General features: G+C 72.1%; 1 protein-coding gene (only partly in view). It reads right to left on the bottom strand.

The window, feature by feature from the left end:
- Window positions 1-13,216 carry the 5' end (the start) of a toxin glutamine deamidase domain-containing protein gene (locus ACFVVX_RS07825; RefSeq protein ID WP_387942591.1) on the bottom strand. 15,764 nt of this gene lie to the left of the window's left edge, so only the first 13,216 of its 28,980 coding nucleotides appear in the window; the start codon lies at window positions 13,214-13,216; the stop codon falls past the left edge of the window.

Raw genomic sequence — 13,216 nt, 5'->3', positions numbered from 1 at the left:
TGTCCACCAGCCTCCGGGCGGCGGCGTTGCCGTCCGCCTCCTGCCCGGCGCGCTCGACGATCTGCGCCAGTCGGCGGGCGATCCCGTCGGCCACGTGGTCGTGGACCATCACCATGCCGTCCACCACGTGGCCCTCCGCGAGGTCGGACAACAGGTCGTCCCAGACCAGTGCCTCGACGCCGTTGAGCAGTGTGAGCGACGGCAGGTGGTCCCCCTCGCGCCACAGCTCGTCGGCCCGGAACGAATCCGCGGGCAGCGGCTCGACCACGAACGCCGGAAGGTCCAGCACGAGCGGCGGGAGCACCGGGGAGGACGGCTGCGAGTGCGCCGTCTGCGCGTCGGCGTTCGAGGCCCCGGTCGTCAGCACCTGGGGCACGTACTGCTGCGAGGTGAGGACCGGCGAAGCGGGGGTCGACCCGGTGCTCCAGTCGTCGTCCGAATCACTGGGCGGCGCCTGCGACTCCGACCAGGCTTCCGGGGTCTGCGCCGCCTCGTTCTCCGCGGCGTGGCCGGCCGCCTGTTCGGCGGCGTCGGCCGCGGCCTGCTGCGCTGCGAGCGTGTCACGGTAGGTCTGGAGCTCCTGCTCGGTGACCGCGGGCCGGTCCTCGCCCCAGCACTCCACGTCCCGGTCGGTGACCATGGTGAGGAACTCGTCCTCGCCGAGGTAGAGCGAGGTCTCGCCCTCCACCTCGTCCATCCTGGTCTGGAGGTGGGTCCCGAACACCCGGTGGATCGGGACGGTCTGCGTGGTGAGCCAGAAGTCGCCGCCCACAAGATCCTTGTAGGGGTTCAGGAGACTGTAGGACTCGGCCGCACCACGCTGGATGTTGATCGGCTGGCGGTTCGTCCCGGCATCGCCGGGGTGATAGGGCTCGGGCAGTTCCCGCAGCACGCTGCGCTGCTCCAGCCGGATCAGGTCGATCGTCCCCGCGTCCCGGTTCACCCGGGGCATCGGGACGGTGCGCAGCATCTCGTAGGTGAAGACGTGCTGGGCGGCCACGGTGCGCAGATAGGCGGGTTGGTAGGTGAACCCGAAGACGTCGCGCCTGCCGATCTCCACCTGGAAGCCGGGGGTCGCCTTCAGCCGGTGCTCGAAGCCGTTCAGCCAGAAGTACTCGTCACCGATGTGCCGGTGCTCCGGATTGCGGAAGTGGGCGAGCAGGACCTTCGCCTCCAGCGACTCCCGCGAGGCCGAGGTGCCTGACTGCGCCACACCCCAGTTGTAGAGGTACTGCCTGTTGCCGCCCACCGCCGCCGTGTCGAGCCAGTCGTAGAACGTCATGGAGGCGCCCTGCGGGCCGACCATCGATCCCCCCTGGACGACGTCGGCTCCAAGCGCCGGAGGCGCGGTGGGATCGACGAGGAAGTACGTCTCACCGACGGGCCAGGCGACGAGTTCCCGCGGGAAGTTCCTCGGCACGGCGCTGTCGCGGAACAGCATCTGCTGCCGCAGGAACTCGCTGATGTAGGCGGGCGTCCAACCGTCGTCGCTGAGCAGCTGGTGCGTGGCCAGCAGCGTTTCGGCGGCCTCCCGCCGGTCGCCGCCGTCCGCCACGACCTGCCGGGCACGCTCGACGATCAGGCCCAACCGAAGCGCGGCCTGCTCGGCCGCCCGGTTGTACACCTCCGCCATCCGGTTCAGCTGGACGTCGTCGGGTTCACCCTCCAGGCGGTCGTCCCACACCATCCCCTCGACGCCGTCGAACAGGATGAACGTCGGCAGGCGGTCGCCGTCCCGCCACAGCTCGGCGGCCGTGAACGGTTCCGCGATCGACGGTTCGTGTACGAGTGGTGGAAGGTCCAGCAGCAGCACCGGCGGGAGAACGGGGGACGACTGCTCCGAAGGCGGCGTCTGAGCCCCGATGTCCAGGGTCTCGACCTGCGGCAGCTGCCCGGCCTGAGCGGCGGGAGTCCACACGGTAGCGGGAGTCTGAGTAGCGGGCGTCTGGGTGACGGGAGTCTGGGTCGCGGGCGCCTGGGTCGCGGGCGCCTGCACGACCGGGGCCGACGACCCCTCGCCGTCCGACTCGGAACTCCAACCGTCGCCCGCCTCCTCGTCGTCCGAATCCTGCCGCATGCCCTTCGGCATCGGCAGGAACGACGGAGCCTGCGGTGCCGGCCGCCTGGCGTCCGGGTTCTCGACCCCGGATCGGGAGGGCACCGGGGTTGTGGTGGCACCGGGGTTCGCCGCGAGGGCCTGGTACCGGCCGAACGTCAGGTCACGGACCACCGGACCCGAGGCCAGGACGTCCTCGATGCGCTGGATGTGCCGCGGCAGCACCTCGAAGTCGTCGCGGTACGCGGCCGAACCCATCACACCCGACTCACCCGCGAACCGCTCCCGGCGCCGCAGCGCCATCGTCCGCTCCGCGTACTCGTCCGGCAGACCGAGGAAGTGCATCACCTCGTGCACCAGAACGCCGGGGGCGCTCTCCGCGTGCCACAGCAGCTGGTTGCTCCGACCCCTGCCCGGAGCCACCTTCACACTCTGATGCGCATCCGCAGCACTTTCGGCCCGCTCCAACCGCAGATGGAACTGCGACCCGTCCGACAGCCTGAACCGGCCGTTCACATGCTGATCCACCGCGGCCACCGCACCGGCCCACACCGCGTCCACCTGCTCCGCGGACACCACCGAACCGTCCTGCGCCCGCAGATCCAACCGCAGCGTGAACTCCCGCACCCACTGCCCCGGCCGCACCTCGAAATGCCGCACGTCATAGTCGATCCGCGTCATCGCACCCGTCAGATCACCCAACGGCCGCGACCCACCCGGCGTCCTGCCCTCGAACTGCCCGGGAAGCCCCGGGCCCGCAATCACCCCACCATTCGCCTGACCCGCCACCAACGGATCGAAACGCGTCGTCGACATCCGCGCAGGCTCCGCGAACGACCGCACCCCCGCCCACGCCTCCGCCGGCAACAACACCGAACCCGCACCCGGACCCTCACCCGGCGCCACCACCGACACCGGACCCCCCACCGCCTCCACCAACGGCGGAGCGGAAGAAGGATTCTGACTCTCCGTCAAATCCTGTCCCGCGAGCTGCTCGGCCAAGGCCGCAAGCTCCTGCTCGGCAGGCGTGCGCGGCACCGTCGTGCCCCAGTAGACCGCCGGGAAACCGGCCGACATCACCAGGAACTCGTCCTCGCCGTGGTACAGCGACCGGTCGAGGCTGCTGGGACGGCTCTGCAGGTGGGTCCCGAAGACCCGGTGGATCGGGACGTCCTGGACCGTCACGTAGAACGGCCCGCCGTTGGCCTGGGGATCCTGCGGGTCCTTGTAGGGCACCAGCAGGCTGAACGACTCGGCCGCCCCGCGCCTGAGGTCCAGCACGATCCCGCTGCCGGGGGCGGGGCCGGTGGCGGGGACGGGGTGGGTCCCGGGGTCCGGAAGCCCCGGGTTGTCGTCGTCCACGTGCCGCCGGTTCTCCAACCGGATCAGCCGGACCGTGCCGTTCGCCTGGTCCACGTTCGGCAGCTCGACGGACGTCAGCAGCTCGTAGGTGAACACGTGCTGGGCGACCACGGCGCGCAGGTCGGCCGGGCCGTAGTTGACGTAGTGGGGACCCCCGCGCACGTCTGTGATGCCCTGGAGGACGCCGCCCAGCCCGAGGTTGCCCCAGCGGTAGGTCGACTCCAGGTCCCCGCCGGACCGGAAGTAGGCGTACAGCAGCTTCGCCAGGGCCGACTGGGCGGTCCAGGAACTGCTGGCCTGCTGGTCCCCCCAGCCGTCGATGAAGCCCGACGCCCCCTCCCGCCCGTCCAGCCACTGGTAGAAGAGGTCGGACGACCCGCCCGTACCCCTCAGCGGCCCGCCCTCGACCGCCTCCTCCGGTGCGTCGACGGCGACCAGGTTGCGGCGGCCCCGCTGGGCGCCGTTCTCCATCGTCGGCGGCCTCTCGACCAGGCGCTCCGGGAAGCTCCGGACCACACCGCTCTCCCGCAGGGCCATCTGCAGGAAAAGGAACTCGCTGACGTACACGGGCGACCAGCCGTCGTCCGTGAGCAGCTGGTGCGTGTCCACCAGCCTTCGGGCGGCGGGGTTGGTGGCCGCGTCCTGCTGGGCCCGCTCGACGATCTGTGCCAGCCGACCGGTGATCCCGTCGACTGCGTGCTGGTGGACCGCTGCCATCCCGGTCATCAGTTCGTCGCCGTCCCGGCCCGCCAGCCGGTCGTCCCAGACCAGTGGGCTGACGCCGTCGAACAGCGTGAGCGACGGCAGGTGGTCGCCTGCGCGCCACAGCTCGTCGGCCCGGAACGAATCCGCGGGCAGCGGCTCGACCACGAACGCCGGAAGGTCCAGCACGAGCGGCAGGAGCACGGGAGAGGACGGCTCAGACGCCGACTCCTGCTCGGTCGGCGCCGGAGCCTGCTGGGCCACCGGCCCGCTCGCGGTGACGACCGGCGAACCGGGGGTCGACCCGGTGCTCCAGTTGTCGTCCGAATCGTCGTCCGTGGCCGAGGGCGGAGCCTGCGGGGCCACCCACGGGGGTGCGGGCTCCGCGGCCTCCTCCGCCGGCTCCTCCACCACGGCGGGCGGCACGACCGCCTGCGCCGCGAGCACGGCGCCGTGGGCCTGGAGCTCCTGAGGGGTGACGGGAGGCTGGTCCGTACCCCAGCACTCCACCTCCCGGTCCGTGACCATGGTGAGGAACTCGTCCTCGCCGAGGTAGAGCGACGTCTCGCGACCGTCCTCCATCCTGGTCTGGAGGTGGGTCCCGAACACCCGCTGGATCGGGACGGTCTGCGTGGTGAGCCAGAACTGGCCGCCCGCGAGGTCCGCGTAGGGGTTCAGCAGGCTGAAGGACTCGGCCGGACCGCGCTGGATCGCGATCATCTCGTGGTTCGTCCCGGTCTCGTCGGGGGTGTACCTGTCCTCCAGGACCTCGCGCCGCTCCAGCCGGATCAGCCGGATCGTCCCCGCCTCCCGGTCCACCCGGGGCATCGGGACGGTCCGCAGCATCTCGTAGGTGAAGACGTGCTGGGCGGCCACGCTGCGCAGGTAGCCGGGGTCGTAGCCCAGCAGGTAGGAGTCGAACTTCTTGCCCTCGATCCTGAAGTCGTGGGTCTCCCGCACCCGGTCGTTCAGGCCGTGCAGCCAGAAGTACGCGTCGTCCGGGTGCAGCCTGTCCGGGTTGCGGAAGTGCGCCAACAGGGCCTTCGCCCCCAGCGACTCCCGCGAGGACGAGGTGCCCGCCTGTGCCACACCCCAGTTGTAGAGGCGCTGCCTGTTGCCGCCCACCGCCGCCGTGTCGAGCCAGTCGTAGAACGCCATGGAGGCGCCCTCCCGGCCGAACATCGACCCCCCTTGGTTGATCCGGGCTCCCGGTACCGGGGGGCTGGCGGGATCGACGAGGGCGAACTCCCGTCCGGCGGGCCAGGCGACGAGCTCCGGCGGGAACTTCGCCGGCACGCCGCTGGTACGGAACAGCATCTGCAGCCGCAGGAACTCGCTGATGTAGGCGGGCGCCCAACCGTCATCGCTGAGCAGCTGGTGCGTGGCCAGCAGCGTTTCGGCCGCCTCCCGCGCGGCCCCGGCGCCCGCCGGGACCGCCTGGGCGCGCTCGACGATCCGCTCCAGCCGACGGGCGACCTGCTCGGCCGCCCGGTCGAAGACCGCGGCCATCCGGTCCAGCTGGGCCACGGTGGGCTCGCCCGTCACCCGGTCGTCCCACACCATCCCCTCGAACCCGTTGTACAGGATGAAGTGCGGCAGGTGGTCCCCGTCGCGCCACAGCTCACCGGCCGTGAAGTCCTCCGTGATCGGCGGCTCGTCCCGCAGCTCCGGAAGGTCCAGCAGGGGCGGCTCGTCCACCGGAGAGGCCGGCTCCGAGGGAGGCGTCTGCGCGCCGAGGTCCAGGGTGCCGATCGGCGGCAGCACCACCGCTGTCGGCGCGGCCTGCGTCACGGAAGGCTGCACGGCGGGCTGTACGGCCGGCTGCGTGGTCGGCTGTGTCACCGGGGCCGACGACCCCTCGCCGTCCGACTCGGAACTCCAACCGTCGCCCGCATCCTCGTCGTCCGAATCCTGCCGCATGCCCTTCGGCATCGGCAGGAACGACGGAGCCTGCGGTGCCGGCCGCCTGGCGTCCGGGTTCTCGACCCCGGAGCGGGAGGGCACCGGGGTTGTGATGGCACCGGGGTTCGCCGCGAGGGCCTGGTACCGGCCGAACGTCAGGTCACGGACCACCGGACCCGAGGCCAGGACGTCCTCGATGCGCTGGATGTGCCGCGGCAGCACCTCGAAGTCGTCCCGGTACGCGGCCGAACCCATCACGCCCGGCTCACCCGCGAACCGGTCCCGGCGCCGCAGCGCCATCGTCCGCTCCGCGTACTCGTCCGGCAGACCGAGGAAGTGCATCACCTCGTGCACCAGAACGCCGGGGGCGCTCTCCGCGTGCCACAGCAGCTGGTTGCTCCGACCCCTGCCCGGAGCCACCTTCACACTCTGATGCGCATCCGCAGCACTTTCGGCCCGCTCCAACCGCAGATGGAACTGCGACCCGTCCGACAGCCTGAACCGCCCGTTCACATGCTGATCCACCGCGGCCACCGCACCGGCCCACACCGCGTCCACCTGCTCCGCGGACACCACCGAACCGTCCTGCGCCCCCACGTCCAACCGCAGCGTGAACTCCCGCACCCACTGACCCGGCCGCACCTCGAAATGCCGCACGTCATAATCGATCCGCGTCATCGCACCCGTCAGATCACCCAACGGCCGCGACCCACCCGGCGTCCTGCCCTCGAACTGCCCGGGAAGCCCCGGACCCGCAATCACCCCACCATTCGCCTGACCCGCCACCAACGGATCGAAACGCGTCGTCGACATCCGCGCAGGCTCCGCGAACGACCGCACCCCCGCCCACGCCTCCGCCGGCAACAACACCGAACCCGCACCCGCACCCGGCGCCACCACCGACACCGGACCCCCCACCGCCTCCACCAACGGCGGAGCAAGAGGCGGATTCTGCCCACCCTCCAGACCCTGCCCCGCGAGCTGCTCGGCCAGCGCCTCGACCCGCTGTGCCGGTGTGAGCGGCACGTCCGTACCGCGGTACAGGGCCTGGGTCCCGGCCGCCATCACCACGAACTCGTCCTCGCCGTAGAACAGCGTCCGGTCGGGCTCGGTGAACCGGCCCTGCACATAGGTCCCGAAGACCCGGTGGATCGGGACCTCCTGGACCGTCACATAGAACTCCCTGCCGTCGCCCTGAGGCTGCTTCGGGTCCTTGAACGCCTCCAGCAGGCTGAACGACTCGGCCGCCCCGCGCTGGAGGACCAAGGGGATCTCGGGGCCGGGGTTCGGCACGGACTCCGGGTCCGTGAAGTCGTCGGGGTGCGGGAGGTCCGGGTTCTCCGGGTCGACGTGCAGCCGGTTCTCCAGCCGGATCAGCTTGACCGTGCCGCGCTCGCGGTCCACGTTCGGCAGCTCGACGGCCTTCAGCATCTCGTAGGTGAAGACGTGCTGGGCGACCAGGCTGCGCAGCAGGGACTGGGGGTAGCGGATGATGTCGGGTTCGTCGCGGTGGGCGATCTTCGCCAGGAACTCGCTCAGGGTGGGCGCCCAGTAGTAGCCGGCCGTCAGGTTCTCGGAGCGGAACCGGCCGAACATCAGCTTCGCCACGGCCGGTTCGGCGGTCCACGAACCATAGGCCTGGGCGGCCCCCCAGCTCTCGACGTGGGCCGGCTCCCCGTTCCGCGGCGCCGCGCCCAACCACGTGTAGAAGCGGCCGGAGGCACCGTCCGGACCGCGCAGCGACCCGCCGTGGACCGCGTCCTGCCCCGCACCGGGAGCGACCAGGCTCCGGTGCCCCACCTGGGCACCGTTCTCCATCCGCGGCGGCATCTCGACCAGCCGCGGCGGGAAGCTCTCGGGCACGTTGCTGTCCCGCAGGGACATCTGCAGGTACAGGAACTCGCTGACGTACACGGGCGACCAGCCGTCGTCCGTGAGCAGCTGGTGCGTGGCCAGCAGCGTCCGGGCGGCCGCCAGGTCGGCCGCTCCGGGCGCCGGTTGGGCCCCGCCGCCCTGCACGACCGGCTCGGCCGGAACGACCGGCCCGGCCTGTTCGGCCTGCGCGACGACCTGTTCGGCCTGCGCGACGATCTGCTCCAACCGGGCGGCGATCTCCTCGGCGGCCTGCGCGTACTCGTCCGCCGCGACCCCCAGCCGGTCGTCGTCCGGTTCTTCCCAGGGCTGGTCGCCCCACACCATCCAGTAGTTGCCGTCGAACAGCACGACATCCGGCAGCCGGTCCTCGGGACGCCACAGCAGATCGGCGTGGAACGCCCGCCCCTGCGGCACCACCTCCTGCGCGACCGGCAGCGGAGCCGGCTGGACCTCCGTCTGGTCCTGCGCCTGCTGCGGTGCGACGACCGGCGAACCGGGGGTCGACCCGGTGCTCCACTCGTCCTCCGAATCCGTCGGCGGAGCCTGCGACTCCGACCAGACCTGTCCGGTCTCCGCGGCCGGCACCGTCGCCCCGGCCTGGCCCGCCACCCCTCCGACGGTGACGGGCGGTGCGGCCGACTGCGCCGCCAGTGTGGCGCGGTGGACCCGGAGCTCCTCCTCGGTGACCGGGGGCCGGCCCTCGCCCCAGCACTCCACCTCCCGGTCGGTGACCATGGTGAGGAACTCGTCCTCGCCGAGGTAGAGCGACGTCTCGCGAGTGCCGTCCATCCTGGTCTGGAGGTAGGTTCCGAACACCCGTTGGATCGGGACGGTCTGCGTCGTCAGCCAGAAGACGCCGTTCGTGGGGTCCTTGTAGGGGTTCAGGATGCTGAAGGACTCGGCCGGACCACGCTGGATGCTGACCGTCTGGTGGTTCCGCCTGGTCTCGTCGGGGGCGTAGGGCTCGTCCAGGTTCGCCAGCACCTCGCGCTGCTCCAGCCGGATCAGCTGGATCGTCCCCGTCGCCTGGTCGACCCGGGGCATCCGGACGGTGCGCAGCAGCTCGTAGGTGAAGACGTGCTGGGCGACCACGCTGCGCAGATAGCCGGGATCGTAGAAGAAGCCGTAGACGCTATTCCCGTTGACCTCGATCCTGAAGCCGTGGGCCTCCTCCAACCGCCACGCGAACCCGTTCAGCCAGAAGTACTCGTCACCGATGTGCCGGCCGGCCGGAACACGGGAGTAGCCCAGCAGGAGCTTCGCCTGCATCGAGTCCCGTGAGACCGAAGCGCCCGCCTGCCCCTCACCCCAGCCGTAGAGGTGGCTCCTGTTCCCGCCCACCTCCGCCGTGTCGAGCCAGTCGTAGAACCGCATGGAGGCGCCGTCCCGACCGCGCAGCGTTCCGCCCTCGCCCCACAGCTCGCCGGGAGCCGGCAGTGTGGCGGAGTCGGCGAGGGCGAACTCGTCGCCGTTGGGCCAGGCGACGAGCTCCTGCGGGAACCGCTCGGGCACGTCACTGGCCCGGAACAGCATCTGCAACCGCAGGAACTCGCTGACGTAGGCGGGCGCCCAGCCGTCACCGGTGAGCAGCTCGTGCGTGGCCAGCAGCGTTTCGGCTGCCTCCCGCCCGGCCCCGCCGTCCGCCAGGACCTGCTGGGCGCGCTCGACGATCCGCCCCAACCGCTGGGCGACCTGCTCGGCCGCCCGGTCGAAGACCGCGGCCATCCGGTCCAGTTGGGCATCGGTGGGCTCGTCCGTCACCCGGTCGTCCCACACCATCCCCTCAGCACCGTTGTACAGGATGAACTCCGGCAGGTGGTCCCCTTCGCGCCACAGCTCACCGGCCGTGAACGGACCCTCGATCGGCGGCTCGTCCCGCAGCTCCGGAAGGTCCAGCAGGGGCGGCTCGTCCACCGGAGAGGACGACTCCGAGGACTGCGTCTGCCCGCCGAGGTCCAGGGTGTCGACAGCGGGCAGCTGCACCAGTGCCGGCGCGGCCTGCGTCACGGCAGGCTGGACGGCCGTCTGCACGACCGGCCTCGCGGGAGGCTGCGCGGTCGACCGTGCCGCCGGGGCCGACGACCCCTGGCCACCTGAATCGGAACCCCAGCCGTCGCTCTCGTCCTCGGCGTCGCTGTCCGACTTCTGCCGCATGCCCGGCGGCACCGGCAGGAACGGCGCGACCAGCCTCGCGGGAGGCTGCGCCACCGGAGCCGACGTGCCCGCACCCTCCGGCTCGGAACCCCAGCCGTCGCTCTCGTCCTCGGCGTCGCTGTCCGACTTCTGCCGCATGCCCGGCGGCACCGGCAGGAACGGCGGTGCCTGCGACGCCGACCACCTGGCATCCGATTCCTCCACCTCGGGGTGGGAGGTCGTGCCGGACGTGGCGACGGTGCCCTGGACCGGAGCGGTCGGGACCGCCGGGTCGCGGAGCTGCTGCGTCCGGGTACCGCGGCTCGACGACTCGACGGCACTCGGCTTGACGGGGACGCCGAGTTGGGCCATCAGCTCACGCCAGGCCCTCGCGGTCGCCAGGTTGCCGGACATCCGGGAGCCCGGTCCGGCGGTCCCCTCGCCCTGCGCCACGATCTCCTCGGCACGACGGGACACCCACGCCTGAGCCTCACGCAGCGTCAGATGCTCCGATTCGCCCGACGCATCGACCTGCTTGTCCCTGCCCTCCTGCAACAGCAGCTTCCAGGCCTCCTCCTGGGCCGCCTCATCCCGCGCAACCGATGATTCGTTCTTGTCCTTGGCCTTGCTCTTGGCCTTGTCCTTGGCCTTGTCCTTGGCGGGTGCAGCCGCGGCCTTCCCGGCGTCGGCGACCGGGGGTTCCCTGAGCGGCAGCACGGGGACGGGCCGCACCGCGGGGGCGAGCGGCGTGTCCGCGGCGTCCGGCATCAGCTTGCGGTCGCGCAACGACGCGACCTGAATGCCGAGTTCGGACGCCAGCTCGTGCCAGGCCCGGGTGGCCGCCGCATCGGCGGACATCCGGGAGCCACGCCCGCCGACGGTCTGGACCCCGCCGTCGTCCTGCGCCTCGATCTCCCTGGCACGACGGGCGACCCGGCTCCTCGCCTCACGCAGCGTCGGGTTCCCGGACTCGCCCGAGCCACCACCCGACTTGTCCCGGAGGTCCTGCAGCAGCAGCTGCCAGGCCTCCTCCCGCGCCGCCTTCTGCTCCTCGGCCTTCGCCTGCCGCTCGGCGATCTTCGCCGCGGCCTCCTGGGCCTCCCGGACCTCCCGGGCCCGCTCCTCGACCTTGGCCAGGCCCTCCGGGGACGCCTCGTACTCCGCCCGCCGCTGATCGGCCAGGGCGTACTGCCGCTCCCGGGCGGCCTTGTCGGGCGTGACGGCGCCCCGCGTGCCGTCCTTCCCTCCCAGGCGCTCGCCGCCGGACAGGACGGCGGGCGGCTGCTCCGCGGCCGGCCGCCTCCTCGCCTGCGCCTCCTGCGCGGCCTGATCGGCCTTCCGCTGGATCTCGTCGGCGCCGTCCGTCAGCTGGTAGCCCTCGTCGGAGAAGCTCTTCGACTCCGGTGTCCGGTCCGGGCCGTCCCCCGAACGCTCGTCCCCCGACTGCTCGTCATCGGTCGGTGCGGGCTCCACCTGCGTCTCACTGCCCGTGGACCGGCCTCGGGTCGACAGACCGCCGGTGCCCGCCCCGACACCGCCGCCGTCCCGCCGCGGGGCGCCGTTGGACTCCGCGGCGGAGTCCGCCGCGTCCTGCTCCCTGCGCTTGACCTCGTCGAAGGTGACGATGCTCGACCGCTTCGGGGTCTTCCCCGCGCCTTCGGGCTTCATCGGGGCAGGCGTATCCGCCGTCGGACCGCCGGCCGCCCGCAGCTGCGCCTGCCGCTCCAGGATGGACTTCGCAATGTCCGAACGCGCCGCCTCACCCCCCGCACCCAGGTCATGGCCCAGACCCGAGAACGGAACCGGCCCCTCACCGGACTCGGGACTCCCCGCACCCTCAGGCCTCAACGGCGCAGGCGTATCCGCCGTCGGCACACCCGCCGCCCGCCGCCGCGCCTGCGACTCCAGGAACTGCTTCGCCACATCCGAACGCGCCGCCTCACCCCCCGCACCCAGATCACGACCCAGACCCGGGAACGGAACCGGCCCCTCACCGGACTCGGGACTCCCCGCACCCTCCGGCCTCAACGGCGCAGGCGTATCCGCCGTCGGAGCACCCGTCGCCCGCTTCCGCGCCTGCGACTCCAGGACCGACTTCGCCACATCCGAACGCGCCGCCTCACCCCCCGCACCCAGATCACGACCCGGACCCGAGAACGGAACCGGCCCCTCACCGGACTCAGGACTCCCCGCACCCTCCGGCCTCAACGGCGCAGGCGTATCCGCCGTCGGCCCACCGGCCGCCCGCTTCCGCGCCTGCGACTCCAGGAACTGCTTCGCAATGTCCGAACGCGCCGCCTCACCCCCCGCACCCAACTCACGACCCGGACCCGAGAACGGACCGGAGTCCGCGTCCCCAGACCTGCCGGGGCTGCTGCTGTCGGCGGCCCCGGGGCGGAGGACCAGCGTCGGAGGCTTGGGCGCCGCGTTCTCGGCCTTCGCGACCAGGCCGACGGTCTCTCTGCCCGACTTGTCCCGGAGGTCCTGCAGCAGCAGCTTCCGGGCCTCCGCCCTCGCCGCCCGCTGCTCGGCCTCCTTCGCTGCGGCCTCCCGGGCCTCCTGGGCCTCCCGGGCCTGCCGAGCCCGCTCCTCGGCCTTGGCCTGGCCCTCCGGGGACGCCTCGTAGTCCTTCCGGCGCTGTTCGGCGTGCTCGTTCCGGCGGTCCCGGGCGCCCGCGTCGGGTGTGTCGCCGGCCTTCGTACCGTCCTTCCCGCCGAGGCGATCGCCGCCGGGCGGGACGGCGGGCGCCTGCTCCGCCGTCGAGGGCTTCTTCGCCTGCGCGTCCCGCGCGGCCTGGTCGGTCTTCCGCTGGGTCTCGGCAGCGCTGTCGGTCACCAGGTGCCCCTCGCCGGGGAAGTGCTCCGCCTCCGGCTTGGGCGCCGCCGTGTCGGCAGACGGCTTGTCACCCGTCGGCGCCGACTCCACCTGCGTGTGGCTGCCGGTGGACCCGTCGCGGGACTTCGCCCCGGAGGCACCGCTCCCCGAACCGCCGCCATCGCGCCGCGCGGAGCCGTTGGAGTCGGCGCCGGAGGAATCCTGCGCGTTCCTCCGCTCGACATCCGCGAAGGTGACGATGTTCGACGGCTGCTTCGGGGCCTTCGCCGCGTTCTCGGGCTTCGGCGGGGGGGCAGGCGTGTCCGCGGTCGGGCCACCGGCCGCCCGCAGCTGCTCCTGCCGCTGCAGCAT

Origin of the sequence: Kitasatospora sp. NPDC058170 (assembly GCF_042883905.1) — a bacterium.
In the GTDB taxonomy this organism is placed as follows: domain Bacteria; phylum Actinomycetota; class Actinomycetes; order Streptomycetales; family Streptomycetaceae; genus Kitasatospora.
This window is presented reverse-complemented; position numbering and strand designations above follow the sequence as displayed.